This window comes from Amycolatopsis sp. TRM77291, from assembly GCF_054166285.1.
Map to the genome: position 1 here is coordinate 8,874,180 of NZ_JBSZHF010000001.1, position 15,606 is coordinate 8,889,785.

General features: G+C 68.1%; 11 protein-coding genes and 1 tRNA gene. 8 read left to right on the forward strand and 4 right to left on the reverse strand.

Features of this window, described 5'->3' with window-relative positions:
* Positions 1-341: 341 nt before the first annotated feature.
* Both ACXIZN_RS41730 and ACXIZN_RS41735 read right to left on the reverse strand, forming a co-directional pair.
* On the reverse strand, positions 342-2,144 hold the full coding sequence (locus ACXIZN_RS41730; protein WP_457960244.1) for a tyrosine-type recombinase/integrase: 1,803 nt from the start codon (positions 2,142-2,144) through the stop codon (positions 342-344).
* An 82-nt stretch (positions 2,145-2,226) separates the two neighbouring features.
* A tRNA-Arg gene (locus ACXIZN_RS41735) sits at positions 2,227-2,299 on the reverse strand.
* A gap of 166 nt (positions 2,300-2,465) precedes the next feature.
* On the opposite strand from ACXIZN_RS41735, the gene ACXIZN_RS41740 reads away from it, so the two are divergent.
* Positions 2,466-3,590 (forward strand): epoxide hydrolase family protein, encoded by a 1,125-nt coding sequence (locus ACXIZN_RS41740; RefSeq protein WP_457960245.1) that lies wholly within the window; start codon positions 2,466-2,468, stop codon positions 3,588-3,590.
* A 151-nt stretch (positions 3,591-3,741) separates the two neighbouring features.
* Positions 3,742-4,659 (forward strand): cation diffusion facilitator family transporter, encoded by a 918-nt coding sequence (locus ACXIZN_RS41745; protein WP_457960246.1) that lies wholly within the window; start codon positions 3,742-3,744, stop codon positions 4,657-4,659.
* Positions 4,660-4,927: 268 nt separating this feature from the next.
* Here the strand turns inward: ACXIZN_RS41745 and ACXIZN_RS41750 are convergent, their stop codons facing one another.
* Positions 4,928-5,629, reverse strand: a complete 702-nt coding sequence (locus ACXIZN_RS41750) for a DUF305 domain-containing protein (RefSeq protein ID WP_457960734.1) — start codon at positions 5,627-5,629, stop codon at positions 4,928-4,930.
* An 8-nt stretch (positions 5,630-5,637) separates the two neighbouring features.
* Positions 5,638-6,438 carry a DUF3105 domain-containing protein gene (locus ACXIZN_RS41755; protein WP_457960735.1) on the reverse strand — a complete coding sequence of 267 codons (801 nt, stop codon included), beginning with the start codon at positions 6,436-6,438 and terminating at the stop codon, positions 5,638-5,640.
* Positions 6,439-6,641: 203 nt separating this feature from the next.
* Here ACXIZN_RS41755 and argS point away from each other — a divergent pair, with 203 nt between their 5' ends.
* The 6 genes from argS (at position 6,642) to rho (ending at position 15,398) form a co-directional block, all read left to right on the forward strand.
* Entirely contained in the window at positions 6,642-8,297 is a 1,656-nt protein-coding gene (argS, locus tag ACXIZN_RS41760; protein WP_457960247.1) for an arginine--tRNA ligase, read from the forward strand.
* Between the two features lie 6 nt (positions 8,298-8,303).
* Positions 8,304-9,737: a diaminopimelate decarboxylase gene (lysA, locus tag ACXIZN_RS41765; protein ID WP_192743244.1), complete on the forward strand. Its 1,434-nt coding sequence runs from the start codon at positions 8,304-8,306 to the stop codon at positions 9,735-9,737.
* Between the two features lie 3 nt (positions 9,738-9,740).
* A complete protein-coding gene (locus ACXIZN_RS41770) occupies positions 9,741-11,051 on the forward strand; it encodes a homoserine dehydrogenase (protein WP_378438368.1) in 1,311 nt (436 codons plus the stop codon).
* Positions 11,048-12,109, forward strand: a complete 1,062-nt coding sequence (gene thrC, locus ACXIZN_RS41775) for a threonine synthase (protein WP_126732636.1) — start codon at positions 11,048-11,050, stop codon at positions 12,107-12,109. The genes ACXIZN_RS41770 and thrC overlap by 4 nt, the downstream gene beginning before the upstream one ends.
* Positions 12,106-12,987, forward strand: a complete 882-nt coding sequence (gene thrB, locus ACXIZN_RS41780) for a homoserine kinase (protein WP_457960248.1) — start codon at positions 12,106-12,108, stop codon at positions 12,985-12,987. The genes thrC and thrB overlap by 4 nt, the downstream gene beginning before the upstream one ends.
* 419 nt (positions 12,988-13,406) lie before the next feature.
* Complete coding sequence (gene rho / locus ACXIZN_RS41785) at positions 13,407-15,398, forward strand: transcription termination factor Rho (RefSeq protein WP_457960249.1); 1,992 nt, start codon at positions 13,407-13,409, stop codon at positions 15,396-15,398.
* Positions 15,399-15,606 lie beyond the last annotated feature (208 nt).

Below are 15,606 nucleotides of genomic sequence, written 5' to 3' on the forward strand. Positions count from 1 at the left end.
GGTCGCGTTGGCGAAACACATTCCGTGAGGGCCGCGAGAATGTCCAGGCGGGAGGGTGGCGGGGGTGAACCAGCGGCCCACCGAGATCACAAGAGCCTCGGTGCTCGGATACCTCAAGTGCTCATGAGGGGAGCGAAGATCGACAACTTGGCCTAGCCAGTTCAGCAGTTCCTGCTTGGGTTGTACGGGCACGCCGGTATCTTCTCGCGTCGTCCTGGTGACTGCGCAAGCACCTTCCCTCCCAACCTCTACCGGCACATGTCATGCAGGCAACTGCGGTGTTCATTCGGGTCTAGCTACATATTGAAGCTTTCTTGTAACGATAGAAGATGCATGGCCACTCAGCAGGCAAGAAATGTGGTAAGCAGGGTTGGGTCGCCAGCCCTGCGGACTTCAAGTTCAAGATCGTCGAAGTCGCCCGGCAAGATGCCTTGGCGCTTTGCCGCGCGCTTGAGAAGTCGTTGTAGATGTGTGGGATTTGTGGGGTCTGCTGCTGTTGAGAACGAGAACAGGGCGGCTCCGTCTTTCAGTAGGCGCAAATCAAGTAGTGCAACGTCCTCCTCTTTTGTCCCTGGCGCAGCATTCGTTTGCGTCGGGATGTCCAACGTTGTGCTATCTGATTTAGTCGTATAGGTAACCTTTGAGCGGATTCCGCGGCTGGTGTCGCTTACAAGGCCCCAAGTTCTGAGAAGTCCCAGCGCGCGGTGCGCGGTTCCGGTACTGGCGTTGTGGTTGGCCGAGATGGATTTGACTGTCGGAGCGGGGCTGCCGTCGCAGAGCGCTCCCGACATGATTTGGCGGCGGATCTCCGCGGCGATTACCTCGTAGGGTGCCTGTGGGTCGGTCTTTGCGCGCTCAATGGGATTGTGAGGTGCGGACGGTCGCAGTGGTACGTGCTCCATGAGAATTTTCGAGGCTCGTTGGTCGGCCTCCGAGACCCATGCGGCATATACCTTGAGGGTGGTCGTTCCGCCTCCGGAATGGCCGAGTCGGCCGGCGACGGTGCGAATGTCGACCCCGGCAATGATGAGTTCGGTCGCTGAGTAGTGCCGTACCCGGCGGATGGTCGTGTTGATGCCGAGCCGGTCGGCCAGGCGGTTGTACCGCTGGGTCAGGGTCTCCGGTTTGTACGGTGTGCTGCCGTCCGGTGAAAGCGAAAATATGTATGACTCGTCCGTGACTTTCAGGCCGACTTTGGCGGCTTCTGTTACGCAGTAGTCGTAGTAGTCCTCGAGGACGGCGACTGTCTCGTTGTCCAATGCGATGTTCCGGCGGTGACTGTTTTTGGGCGGTTTCACCCACATGTCTTTGCCGTCCTGGACGACATTTCGCCGTACGGCCAGCACCTTTCTTTTGCTGTTGAAGTCTTTCCAGCGGAACCCGCAGATTTCGGCTCGGCGAGGACTGGTTGTGAACGCGGTCCAGACGAGAGTGCCGAAGAAGATGTCCTTCCATGCGGCATTGAGGATGAGAGCGGCTTCTTCTGGGGAGGGCGGCTCGGGGTCAGGGGCGGGCGCCGTGGGCGCTTCCGCCAGGTCGTTGAAGTCGACCGAGACCCATTCCCAGCGCTTCGCACGCTTGTAAGCGCCTGACAGCAAAGAGTGAGTTTTCCGGATGGTCCAATCGCCGAGGCCTTTGCACTGGTGCGGTCTGCATCGCGCGTCACACGTATGGCGACGCCCAGTCCGGTGTTGTGTGAAGTTCGGGTTCGCGCAGTGGTCACGGCAACGGCGTAGCTCGGCGTAGTACCTGTCCCATCGCTCCGCGTCCATCGCCCCGGCCTGCTCGGCACCGATGAGGGGACGGATGTGTGTCTTTGCGAGGCGCACGAGGCGGATCTTCGTGCTCCTCTCCACGTCGAGATGCTCGAAGTGTTCGTCGAGGATGCGATCGATCGTCGCCCTGGTCTTCGGGTGGCGCTTCTCGTCGATCGACGTCAGCAGCCGCCGCTGGACCTGATCCGCGATCCGCTCGGCATCAGGGCCGGCGGGAACTGTCTCCTGAAGATAGTTCGGCTTGCCGGTGAGCTTGTCGGCTCCGGCATACACCCTGACCCGTAGTGCGCCGCTGGGGAGCGTGTCAACTGAACCCTTGCTGCGCTTGGTCCTGACGGGTGGCTTTGCCTCGACGGTCATGCTGGACATAAATCCAGGCTAGACACGTTTCATGTCATGATCCATGTCATGACCGGCCGTCAGGTAAGGCTCTGAGGCCTCCTGACCTGTGTGCCCTCGGCAGGATTCGAACCTGCGACACCTGCCTCCGGAGGGCAGTGCTCTATCCCCTGAGCTACGAGGGCGTTGCCGCCTGGGCGACGTTGGAAGCTTAGCGCATGTCTCCGCGAGCTCTCCCGAGTGGTGGTCGTTAGGTGTCGTGGTGCTCGACCTGGGTGTCTTGCGTGGCTCTGACCAGGTCATCCGGCCGCACGGCGTAACTTCGGTGTCATCGACGAACCGGGAGGCCCGATGATCGAGCAGTTCGAGGTGCGGATCGCCGAATCCGCCATCGCCGACCTGCGCACCCGGCTGCGCGCCACGCGCTGGCCCGAGCCGGCCACCGTGGACGGCTGGGAGCAGGGGGTTCCGCTGGAGTTCGCGCGGGAGCTCTGCCGGTACTGGGCGGAGGACTACGACTTCGGTTTGGCCGATCGTGTCAACGCTTTCCCGGGTTTCAAGACCACTGTGGACGGTGTGGGGATCCACTTCCTCCACGTTCGCTCGCCGGAGCCGGACGCGACGCCGCTCGTGCTCACGCACGGCTGGCCGGGATCGGTCGTGGAGTTCCTCGACGTGCTCGGGCCGCTGGCCGACCCCGCCGCGCACGGAGGTGATCCGGCGGACGCGTTCCACGTCGTGGCGCCGTCGCTGCCGGGGTTCGGCTGGAGTGACAAGCCGTCGTCGACGGGATGGAACGTCGAGCGCATCGCCCGGGCCTGGGACGAGCTGATGGGCCAGCTCGGCTACGAGCGTTACGTCGCGCAGGGCGGCGACTGGGGCGCGGGGGTGACGAACATGCTCGCCAAGGTCGCGCCGGAGCGGCTGATCGGCGTCCACGTGAACATGGCGGGTGTCCCGTACGACGAGGCCGTCCTCGGTGAGCCGACGGCCGAGGAGAAGGCGGCACTCAGTGACCTGGCGCGGTTCCGCGAGGCCGGGTCCGCGTACTCGCGGCAGCAGGCCACGAGGCCGCAAACGCTCGGCTACGGCCTCACCGATTCGCCGGCCGCGCAGGCGGCGTGGATCGCGGAGAAGTTCCGGGAGTGGACCGACAACGACGGTTCGCCGGAGACCGCGCTGTCGTGGCGGCAGATGATCGACGCGATCTCCGTCTACTGGTTCACCGCGACGGCGGCTTCGTCGGCGCGGATCTACTGGGAGAGCAGGGCGCGGGACGTCTCGGTCGTTGAAGTTCCTTCGGGTATCTCGATCTTCCCGCGCGAGATCATCCGGCCGTCGCGGCGCTGGGCGGAGCTGCGCTACACCGATCTCCGCTGGTACGAGGTGCTGCCCGCGGGCGGCCACTTCGCCGCCTTCGAGCGGCCGGACGTCTTCGTCGGCCAGCTGCGGGGGTTCTTCCGCTCGCTTCGGTAGCGGTGCGTGGCGATTCCAGGTTTCGGGAAGGCCCTCCTGGGGGATGGCTTCCTTGTGTGGCTTAGGACATGGTGAACTTAGGCTCACCTGTATTGCACATATGCGCATGTGACAATATATTCGGCCTGTCGACTTCACGAGAGGCGGAGCAATGGGTCACGGGCACGGGCATGGAACGGCCTCGCCGTCGAGCGCGTCAGGCCGCTACCTCAAGAGCCTGACGATCGCGCTGGTCATCGGCGCCGGCTTCATGGTCATGGAGTTCGTCGTCGGGTTCGCCACCGGCTCGCTCGCGCTGATCTCCGACGCCGCGCACATGTTCACCGATGTCCTCGGTGTCGGCATGGCGCTGGCGGCCATCCTGCTCGCCCGGCGCAGCGGCCCGACGCTGACCCGCACGTTCGGGTTCTACCGGGCCGAAGTGCTCGCGGCCCTGGCCAACGCCATCCTGCTGTTCGGCGTCGCGGGTTACGTCCTGGTCGAGGCCATCGGCCGGATCAGCGACCCGCCCGCCGTGCCCGGCCTGCCCGTCCTGCTGGCCGCGGCCGCCGGTCTCGTCGCGAACATCGTCTCGTTCCTGATCCTGCGCAAGGGCGCTGAGGAGAGCATCAACGTCCGCGGCGCGTACCTCGAAGTCCTCGCCGACCTCATCGGTTCCGTGGGTGTGCTGCTGAGCGGCGCGATCACGCTGCTGACCGGCTGGCGCTACGCCGACCCGATCATCGGTGTCGCGATCGGCCTGTTCGTCCTGCCCCGCACCTACGCCCTCGCCCGCCGCGCGCTGCGGATCCTGTTCCAGCACGCGCCGAAGGGCGTCGACGTCGCCGGGATCCAGGCCGAACTCGGCGAGCTGAAGGGCGTCGAGGACGTCCACGACCTGCACGTCTGGACGCTGACCTCGGGGATGGAGGTCGCTTCGGCGCACCTCACCATCGCGCCGACCGTGGAGCAGGCCGAGGTGCTGACCGAGGCGCAGAACCTCCTGGCGGACCGCTACTCCATCGAGCACGCGACCCTGCAGATAGAAGTGCCCCAATGTGCTCAACGCTGCCGGGAACTCTCCTGGTGACCCCCTCCTGACGCGTTTCGTCCTCTAAATGCGGTAGTTCGCATCACCAACCACCGCATCCAGAGGACGAATTGCGTCAGGAGGAGTTCCTCGCCGCCGAAGCCGCTCACGCTGCGTATGCGCTGTGCGGGGATAGGGACACTCAACGTCTCTATTTCCATACACCCCGCCTCGGCCGGGCGCCTGCCCCATACGCGTTTCGTCCTCTAAGCGCGGTAGTTGGCAAAGCGAACTACCGCACTTAGAGGACGAAACGCATAAGGAGGTGTCACGCGGGAAGGGGTGCCGCACCGCGTTCCTGAAGGAGGCCCTTCATCAGCGTGACCTCGGCCCCCTGCGAGACCAGCATGCTCTGCGTCAGTGACTTCACGTCCGCGATCGACGTGTGGTCGTGGCCGTACTGGGCCATCGCCGTCCCGCCCTCGTGGTGCCGCAGCATCAGCTGGAGGAAGAAGACGTCCATCTCCTTGCCGGTCAGCGACCGCAGTTTGGCCAGTTCGGCCGACGTCGCCATCCCGGGCATCGGCGCGCCGTTCGACGGCTTCATGTCGCCGCCACCGTGCCCGCCGTGGCCGGACGGCTCGGTCATCCAGGTCATGTAGGCGCCGGTCGTCTGCTCGGGCTGGCCCCACAGGCCCAGCCAGCCCTTCATCCGCCCCACCTGGCCGGTCTGCGTGCGCTCGATGTCGAACGCGAGGGTCTTGATCGCCGGATCGGTCGTGTGGTCCCGCGCCCAGCCCGCCATGGTGACGGCCTGGAGGTGGTGCACCGACATGTCCTGCGCGAAGCCGACCTCGACCGAGCCCGCGCCCGGCGTCGTCCGCTCGGGTTCGGAGTCGATCAGCCTGGTCGTCAGCGCGCCGAGGCCGAAGCCGAGGATCAGCATGACGACCAGGGCGGCCCCGATCACCAGCCATCGGCTCTTGGCCGACCGCGAAACGTCGTCGACGGTCTGGAGATCGGGGTCCACTTGGCTCACTAGTTGCTCGCGGGCGCCGAGGGCTGGGTGGCGGGCACGGACGGCACGCCGCTCTGGCCGGTGCCGGGCTGGTCCTGCTGTGTGCCCGCGGTGCCCTTGTAGTCCATCGGCTTCGCGTCCGGACCCGGCGGCGTCGGGTCGAAGTCGCCCGGCTCGATCTGCGCGTCGCAGGTGGCGTCACGCTCGGGGTACGCGCCGAACGGGTTGGTGCGCAGGGCGGCGACGAACTGGTCGATCCGCTCGTCGGAGGCGGAGTCCAGCTTCAGCTGGTGGCCCCAGGACTGCACGGAGATCGGCTTGTCCAGGTTCGGGTACGGCGACATCACCATGTACGGCTTGCCCTCGACACGCACCTTCAGCAGGTCCAGCGCCTCGCCGGTGATCTGCGCCGGGTTGTAGGCGATCCAGACCGCGCCGTGCTCGAGACCGTGGACCATGTTCTCGTTGCGGACGGCCTTCTCGTACACGACGCCGTTGCACGCGGCCCAGGCCTGGTCGTGCGGACCGCCGAAGGGCGGGGTCTTGTCGTACGCGACACGCTCGGCGGCCGAGACGTGCACGGAGCCTTCGTAGGTGGCCGTGGTCACGCCGGCGATCCGCTTGGAGGGGTCCGGGTCCTGCTGCGAGGGCGCGAAGGCGGCCGCGGCCTCTTCGCGGGTCTTCTGGTCGCGCTTCGGCGCGGAAGCGACCATGTAATAGGTGACCACCGAGGCCGCCAGGGCGACGATCGCGACGACGGCGATGATCGTGCCCCAGGGCGTGCCCTTCTTGGACACGACGGAACTACGGGCGGCCTTCATGGCGTTCTTCGACGACGCGCCCTTTTTTCTGGTTGTCCCGTTAGCCATGGCTCCTGCGTTCTCCAAAGGGGGTGGTCCCTGCGCGGGCCAGTGTAGAGACCGCGCGTCTGATCACCGTGAACAGCCGGAAGATCACCGGCTTGGCTCACACCTTCCGGCGGTCGCTGCGAAGCCCGGACCAGGTCACACCTAGAATTCCGCGAGTGACTCCCGCAGCTCTCGCCGACCTGGTCCGTAACTCCGCCGTGCAGGTTCTCACCGCGCGCGGCCTCGACGATTCCGTGCTGCCGGAGAAGGTGACGATCGAACGTCCCCGCAACCCCGAGCACGGCGATTACGCGACCAACCTGGCGCTGCAGGTGGCCAAGAAGGCGGGGATGAAGCCCCGCGACTTCGCCGACGCGCTGGCCGAGGCGCTCTCGGCCACCGACGGCATCGACTCGGCCGAGGTCGCCGGTCCGGGCTTCCTCAACCTGCGGCTCGCCGCCGACGCGCAGGGCCAGATCGTCCAGCAGGTGCTCGACGCCGGTGAGAAGTACGGCCTCGGCGACGCGCTGGCGGGCGTCAAGATCAACCTCGAGTTCGTCTCGGCGAACCCGACCGGCCCCATCCACCTCGGCGGCACCCGCTGGGCCGCGGTCGGTGACGCGCTGGGCCGCGTGCTGTCCGCGCAGGGCGGCCAGGTCACCCGCGAGTACTACTTCAACGACCACGGCGCGCAGATCGACCGCTTCGTCCGGTCCCTGATCGCCGCCGCCAAGGGCGAGCCCGCCCCCGAGGACGGCTACGCGGGCGGCTACATCAACGACATCGCCGCCGAGGTCATCCGCCAGGAGCCGAGCGCGCTCTCGCTGCCCGAAGACGAGCGGGCCGAGACCTTCCGCCGGGTGGGCATCGAGCTGATGTTCACCGAGATCAAGCAGAGCCTGCACGATTTCGGCACCGATTTCGACGTCTACTTCCACGAGAACTCGCTGCACGAGTCCGGCGCCGTGGCGTCCTCGGTCCAGCAGCTGAAGGACTCCGGGAACCTGTACTTCGAGGACGGCGCCTGGTGGCTCAAGTCCAAGGAGCACGGCGACGACAAGGACCGCGTCGTCATCAAGAAGGACGGCAACCCGGCCTACATCGCCGGCGACCTCGCCTACTTCCAGGACAAGCGCAAACGCGGCTTCGACCTCTGTATCTACATGCTCGGCGCGGACCACCACGGCTACATCGCCCGGCTCAAGGCCGCCGCGGCCGCCTTCGGCGACGACCCGGCCGTGGTCGAGGTGCTGATCGGCCAGATGGTCAACCTGGTCTCCGAGGGCAAGCCGGTCCGGATGAGCAAGCGCGCGGGCACCGTGATCACCATGGAGGACCTGGTCGGCACCGTCGGCGTCGACGCGGCCCGCTACGAGCTGATCCGCTACTCCGTCGATTCCACTTTGGACATCGACCTGGATCTGCTTCGCAAGCACTCCAACGACAACCCGGTCTACTACGTCCAGTACGCCCACGCGCGGCTGGCCTCGTTGCAGCGCAACGCTACCGACCTCGGCCTGAAATCCGATGGCGAAGTGGACTTCGGCCTGCTTACGCTGCCGGCCGAGGGCGATCTGATCCGCACGATCGGCGAATTCCCGACCGTCCTCCGCCGGGCCGCACAGCTGCGCGAACCGCACCGCGTCGCCCGGTACCTCGAAGAACTCGCCGGCGCGTACCACAAGTTCTACACCGTGGGCCGTGTTCTTCCCCAGGGCGACGAGGAGGCCACCCCCCTCACGTTCGCCCGGCTCGCGCTGTGCCAGGCCGCCCGCCAGGTGCTGGCGAACGGCCTCAACGTGCTCGGTGTCTCTGCTCCGGAACGGATGTAACCCAGAATGGCTCACCCCGCGGGCCCCCGCCACGCCGACGTCTACCCCCACGCCGACGCCTCCGGTTTCCCGCCATCGAGTCCCGAAGAACTCGACAGGCTGTACCCGAAAGTCTGGCCCCGCAACACTTTCCGCGGCGGTGACGGCGTCGTCCGCATCGCCGGTGTCGACGTCCGCGAGCTCGCCGAGAAGTACGGCACGCCGCTGTTCGTCGTCGACGAGGCCGACTTCAAGTCCCGCTGCGCCGACTACGCCGAGGCGTTCGACGACCCGGCGCTCGTGCACTACGCGTCCAAGGCCTTCCTCTCCATCGAGATCGCCCGCTGGGTGGCCGAGCAGGGGCTGAGCCTGGACGTCTGCAGCGGCGGCGAGCTCGCCGTGGCGCAGCGCGCGGACTTCCCGGCGGAGCGGATCACCTTCCACGGCAACAACAAGTCGCTGCCCGAGCTGGAAGCCGCCGTCGAAGCGGGCGTCGGCACGGTCGTGGTCGACTCCTACTACGAGATCGCGCGGCTGGCCGACGTCGCCGCCCGGCACGACGTCGTGCAGAACGTCCTCATCCGGGTGACCGTCGGCGTCGAGGCGCACACCCACGAGTTCATCGCGACCGCGCACGAGGACCAGAAGTTCGGTTTCTCGCTGGCTTCCGGTGACGCGGCCGAGGCCGTGCGCCGCGTGCTCAACGCGCCGTCGCTGAAGCTGATCGGCCTGCACAGCCACATCGGTTCGCAGATCTTCGACGCCGACGGTTTCGAGGTCGCCGCCCGCCGCGTGGTCGGCCTGCTGGCCGAACTCGCCAAGGAGCACGGCACCGACCTGCTCGACCAGCTGTCGATCGTCGACCTCGGCGGTGGTTTCGGTATCGCCTACACCGACAAGGACAACCCGCCCCCGCCCGCGCAGATGATCACGCAGATCCGCGAGATCGTCCGCAAGGAATGCGAGTACGCGGGCCTTCCGGTGCCGAAGATCGCCGGCGAGCCGGGCCGCGCCATCGCCGGCCCCGGCACGATCACGCTGTACGAGGTCGGCACCATCAAGGACGTCTCGCTCGGCGACAAGGCCGCCCGCCGCTACGTCAGTGTCGACGGCGGTATGAGCGACAACATCCGCACCGCGCTCTACGACGCGGTGTACGACTGCCGTCTCGTATCCCGGTCCGCGGACGACGACGGGGACGGCCAGGCCGCCGCCGCGCTGTCCCGGGTCGTGGGAAAACACTGTGAGTCCGGCGACATCGTCGTCCGTGACTGCTGGCTCCCGGACACCCTTGCTCCCGGCGACCTGCTCGCCGTGGCGGCCACCGGGGCGTATTGCTACTCGATGGCCAGCGGGTACAACCGGCAGCCGCGGCCCGCGGTGGTGGCCGTGCGCAACGGCAGCGCCCGCGTGCTGCTGCGGCGGGAGACGACGGACGACATGCTGCGCCTGGAGGTCTAGCAAGTGTCTACTGTGGACGAACGCGTGATCAGGGTCGCCCTGCTGGGCTGCGGGACCGTCGGCGGCGAGGTCGTCCGGCTGCTCACCGAGCAGGCCGGGGAACTCGCGGCGAGGGCGGGCGCCAGGGTGGAGCTGGCCGGGATCGCGGTGCGACGCCCCGACAAGCACCCCGAGCTGCCGCCGGAACTGGTCACCTCCGACGTGACGAAGCTCGTCACCTCCCCGGACGTCGACGTCGTCGTAGAGCTGGTCGGCGGTATCGAGCCGGTGCGGGAGTGGCTGCTCGACGCGCTCAAGGCCGGGAAATCCGTTGTCACGGCGAACAAAGCGCTGCTCGCCGAGCATTCCGCGGAGCTGTTCGAGGCCGCCGACGCGGCGGGCGTCGACCTGTACTTCGAGGCGGCCGTGGCCGGGGCGATCCCGTTGCTGCGCCCGCTGCGCGAATCGCTGGCCGGTGACCGCATCACCCGCGTGATGGGCATCGTCAACGGCACCACCAACTACATCCTCTCCGCGATGGACTCCACCGGCGCCGGTTACGCGGAAACGCTGGAAGAGGCCAGCAGGCTCGGCTACGCGGAGGCCGACCCGACGGCCGACGTCGACGGTTACGACGCGGCGTCCAAGGCCGCGATCCTCGCGTCGCTCGCGTTCCACACCCGGGTGACCGCGTCCGACGTGCACCGCGAGGGCATCGCCGACGTCACCGCGTCGGACCTCGCCGCGGCGAACGTGCTGGGCCGTACGGTGAAACTGCTCGCCATCTGCGAACGCGTCACCGCCGACGACGGCACCGAATCCGTTTCGGCGCGCGTGCATCCGGTGATGATCCCGCGCAACCACCAGCTCGCCGGCGTCGGCGGCGCGTACAACGCCGTCTACGTCGAGGCCGACGCGGCCGGTGAGCTCATGTTCTACGGTCAGGGCGCCGGTGGCGCGCCGACCGCGAGTGCCGTGCTCGGCGACCTCGTCGCGGTGGCTCGGAACCGGGTCGTCGGCGGCCGTGGCCCGCGCGAATCCGCGCACGCCGCGCTCCCGGTCAGGCCGATGGGCCAGACGCCGACGCGGTACCACGTCAGTCTCGACGTGGCCGATCGGGCGGGCGTCCTCGCCCAGGTGGCCCAGGCGTTCGCCGGGCACGGCGTCAGCATCGCCGCGGTGCGGCAGCGCGACGCGAACGACACGGCCAGCCTGGTCGTGGTCACCCACCTGGCGCCGGACGCGGCATTGCGGTCCACTGTGGACGACATTGCCGAACTCGATGTGGTGAACCAGGTCGTCAGTGTGATGCGGGTGGAAGGCGAAGACCAGTGATTTCCCAACCGTGGCCGGGGATCATCCAGGCTTATCCGGACCGGATCCCGGTCCCCTCCGGCGCGAAGGTGATCACGCTCGGCGAAGGCAACACGCCGCTGCTGCCCGCCCCGCACCTCTCGGAACTGACCGGCTGCGAGGTCCACCTCAAGGTCGAAGGCGCGAACCCGACCGGGTCGTTCAAGGACCGCGGGATGACCGTGGCCATCACGCACGCGCTCGCCAGCGGGCTGCAGGCCGTCATCTGCGCCTCCACCGGCAACACCTCGGCGTCGGCCGCTGCCTACGCCGCCCGCGCAGGGCTCACCTGCGCGGTGCTCGTCCCGCAGGGCAAGATCGCGATGGGCAAACTCGCCCAGGCCGTCCTGCACGGCGCGCGGATCCTGCAGGTGGACGGCAACTTCGACGACTGCCTCGAACTCGCGCAGAAGACCGCGATCGACTACCCGGTGACCTTGGTCAACTCGGTCAACCCGGTGCGCATCGCCGGCCAGAAGTCGGCCGCGTTCGAGATCTGCGACGTCCTCGGCCGGGCCCCGGACATCCACTGCCTGCCGGTCGGCAACGCGGGCAACATCACCGCCTACTGGGCCGGGTATTCCGAGTACGCGGGCGACGGTGTGGTGAAGAACACCCCGCGGATGTTCGGCTTCCAGGCGGCCGGTGCCGCGCCTCTCGTGCACGGCGAGCCGGTGGCCGATCCCGACACCATCGCGACCGCGATCCGCATCGGCAGCCCCGCGTCCTGGGACGGCGCCATGAAGGCGAAGAACGCGTCCGCCGGCCTGTTCGAGGCGATCACCGACGAGAAGATCCTCGAGGCGTACCGGCTGCTCGCCCGCAAGGAAGGCGTGTTCGTCGAGCCCGCTTCGGCGACCAGCGTCGCGGGCCTGCTCGCCACGGCCGCCGACGGGCGCCTGCCGAAGGGGTCGACCGTCGTGTGCACCGTCACCGGACACGGTCTGAAGGATCCGGCCACCGCCTTGGAGGGCAACGTCGAGGTCGAGCCGCTCGCCGTCGACCCGACCGCCGTCGCCGCCGCGCTGGACCTGCGATGACGCTGATCGAGGTCAAGGTCCCGGCGTCGTCGGCGAACCTCGGCCCGGGATTCGACTCGCTCGGCCTCGCGCTGGCGTTGTACGACCGGGTCGAACTCCGGATCACCGACGCCGGCCTCAAGATCGAGGTGATCGACGTCGGCGCGGGCGGCGTGGACGACGTCCCGACCGACGAGTCGCACCTGGTCGTCCGCGCTTTCCGGCGGGCTTGCGAGCACCTCGGCCTCCGCCCGCCGGGCCTGCACCTGCGCTGCTTCAACGCCATCCCGCACGCTCGCGGCCTCGGCTCGTCCGCGGCCGCCGTCGTGACCGGTGTCGCGGCGGCGTACGCGCTGGCTGAGAAGGCCCTGGACGACGACGCGCTGCAGCTGGCCGCCGGGTTCGAGGGACACGCCGACAACGCCGCGGCGAGCCTGCTGGGCGGCTTCGTGGTCGCCTGGACCGAGGGCGAGCGGTTCCGCGCCGAACGGCTCCAGCCGCATCACGACATCCGGCCCGTGGTCGCCGTCCCGGCGCTGCGGTCCTCGACCGACGCCACGCGCGGGCTGCTTCCCGCCCAGGTCCCGCACGCCGACGCGGCGTTCACGGCCGGCCGCGCGGCGCTCGCGGTCCACGCGCTCACCTCGCGCCCGGACCTGTTGCTCTCCGCGACCGAAGATCGGCTCCATCAGCACTACCGGGCGCCCGCGTACCCGGCGAGCAGCGAACTGGTGCGCGCGCTGAGGGCCGAAGGAGTGGCCGCGGCCATCTCCGGAGCCGGTCCGACCGTGCTCGCGCTGACCACCGGCGGAATACTCCCGGCGGGCGTCGACCTTACGTCTTTCGACGTCACCGAGCTGCCGATCGATCCGGGCGGCGTTCAGGTTGCGGCTCAGTAAAGCCTCGGTCACATGCGAGAGCCTCGCCCCGCCACGCGGGGGGTGGTTGTTGCACCCGGCCGTGGCGCGGTCTACCCTCGGGGGCGTTCGATCACCGTGCGTTTCCGCACCCGGTGCCGGTCCAGGTGACCAGTGTCATCCTTGGCCCGCATCCTTCGTTGATCCGCCAGTTCCGTACACCGCCTGGCAAGCGGGGAGTAGCGGATGGACGCAGGCGGGTTCCCGGTTCCGGCGGTGCCGAATTCCGCTTCCTCCGTTTGGAGGACGCAAATCCCTGTGCTGGAGGCCTTCTAGCTGTGTTCAACACGGCCGAGGAGCTGATCGCCCGTATCGGGGGCCAATTACGCCGTTTCGCAATCGGACGCGAGCGGCGGTCCGCTGATCCACCTGGAGGCGTGGATCGGTCAGGAAGGACATTTGTGAGCAACACCGATCTTTTGAGCGACGTCGAAGGTGGCGCCGCCGAGTCGAACGGCGCCGTCGCTCCCAAGCGCACGGTCGGCGGATTGACCGGCAAGACCGTCGCCGAGCTGCGCTCGATCGCTGGGGACCTTGGCATCGGCGAGACCACGGGTATGCGCAAGGGCGATCTGATCGCGGCCATCCGCGAGCGCCAGGGCAAGACCAAGCGCAAGACCCCCGCCGCGGCGAGCGAAACGCTTCCGCTCGAGGGGATCGATGCACCGCGTAAGGCCCCCAAGGCCGAAGCGCCCAAGCAGGAGGCCCCGAAGCAGGAGGCCCCGAAGGCCGAAACGGCTCCGGCCGAGGCTCCTCGCGCCGAGAAGGCCGAGAAGACCGAAAAGGTCTCGGAGAACGGCTCCGCGCCGGCCGCCGAGCGGCCCGCGCAGCAGGAGAACACCCAGCAGGACGGCCAGCCGCAGCAGGAAGAGGGCGGCCGCAACCGTCGTCGCCGCGGCTCCAACCGTGCCGCGGGCTCGCCCGAGCAGGGCGGTCAGCAGCGTGAGCGCGGTGAACAGCGCGAGCGCGGCGAGCGTGGTGACCGTGGTGACCAGCGCGAGCGTGGTGACCGCGGCGAAGGCGGCAACCGTCAGGGCAACCGCGACGGCCGTGGCCAGGACAACCGTCAGCGCAACCAGCAGGGCGGCGGCCAGGACAACAGCCAGCGCCAGGGCCAGGGCCAGGGCCCGCAGGGCGACGACGACGAGGAAGGCGGCCGTCGCGGCCGTCGCTTCCGCGACCGTCGCCGCCGCGGTTCCGGCGGTGGCCGTGAACAGGGCGGTTCGCCCGACACCGAGATCCGCGAGGACGACGTCCTGCTGCCCGTCGCGGGCATCCTGGACGTGCTCGACAACTACGCGTTCGTGCGTACCTCGGGCTACCTCGCCGGGCCGAACGACGTGTACGTCTCGCTTTCGCTGGTCCGCAAGTACGGCCTGCGCCGCGGTGACGCCATCACCGGTGTCGTGCGCCAGCCGCGTGACGGCGAGCAGCAGCGGCAGAAGTTCAACCCGCTGGTGCGCGTCGACTCGATCAACGGCCTGGACCCGGACGAGTCCAAGCGTCGTCCCGAGTTCACCAAGCTGACGCCGCTGTACCCGAACGAGCGGCTGCGCCTCGAGACCGAGCCGCACAAGCTCACCACCCGCGTCATCGACCTGGTGATGCCGGTGGGCAAGGGGCAGCGCGCCCTGATCGTGTCGCCGCCGAAGGCCGGCAAGACGACGATCATGCAGGACATCGCGAACGCGATCTCGACGAACAACCCCGAGTGCCACCTGATGGTCGTGCTCGTGGACGAGCGTCCGGAAGAGGTCACCGACATGCAGCGGTCGGTGAAGGGTGAGGTCATCGCCTCGACCTTCGACCGCCCGCCGTCCGACCACACCTCGGTCGCGGAGCTGGCCATCGAGCGGGCGAAGCGCCTGGTCGAGATGGGCCACGACGTCGTCGTGCTGCTCGACTCGATCACCCGTCTGGGCCGCGCGTACAACCTGGCGGCCCCGGCGTCCGGCCGGATCCTCTCCGGTGGTGTCGACTCGACGGCGCTGTTCCCGCCGAAGCGGTTCCTCGGCGCGGCGCGCAACATCGAGAACGGCGGTTCGCTGACGATCTTCGCCACGACGATGGTCGAAACCGGGTCCACCGGTGACACGGTCATCTTCGAAGAGTTCAAGGGCACCGCGAACGCGGACCTCAAGCTCGACCGGAAGATCGCCGAGCGGCGCGTGTTCCCCGCGGTGGACATCAACCCGTCCGGTACCCGCAAGGAAGACCTGCTGCTTTCGCCGGACGAGCTCGCGGTCACCCACAAGCTGCACCGGGTGCTGCACGCGCTGGACTCGCAGCAGGCCATCGACCTGCTGATCTCGCGTCTGCGCAAGACGAAGACCAACATCGAGTTCCTCATGCAGGTCTCGAAGACGGCCCTCGGCTCGAACGACGACGACTGAGTTTCGTTTCGTAAGTACATGAAGGCCCCCTTCACTGCGCTAGGCGCAAGGAAGGGGGCCTTCACGTACTTCAGGCGGTGGGCCTCGTGAGTGCCCCCGCGTGTTGCGAAAGCCACTTTCGCAACGTTGTAGGTTGCGAAAGTGGCTTTCGCAACACGCGGGGGCACTCACGAGGCCCACCGCCTGAAGTACGTGAAGGCCCCCTTCC

Bases quoted from the DNA above. Each gene is read 5' to 3' on its own strand.
- ACXIZN_RS41730 (WP_457960244.1), bottom strand. From the start codon at position 2,144: ATGTCCAGCATGACCGTCGAGGCAAAGCCACCCGTCAGGACCAAGCGC.
- thrB (WP_457960248.1), top strand. From the start codon at position 12,106: ATGACGCTGATCGAGGTCAAGGTCCCGGCGTCGTCGGCGAACCTCGGC.
- ACXIZN_RS41755 (WP_457960735.1), bottom strand. From the start codon at position 6,438: ATGAAGGCCGCCCGTAGTTCCGTCGTGTCCAAGAAGGGCACGCCCTGG.
- ACXIZN_RS41745 (WP_457960246.1), top strand. From the start codon at position 3,742: ATGGGTCACGGGCACGGGCATGGAACGGCCTCGCCGTCGAGCGCGTCA.
- ACXIZN_RS41740 (WP_457960245.1), top strand. From the start codon at position 2,466: ATGATCGAGCAGTTCGAGGTGCGGATCGCCGAATCCGCCATCGCCGAC.
- lysA (WP_192743244.1), top strand. From the start codon at position 8,304: ATGGCTCACCCCGCGGGCCCCCGCCACGCCGACGTCTACCCCCACGCC.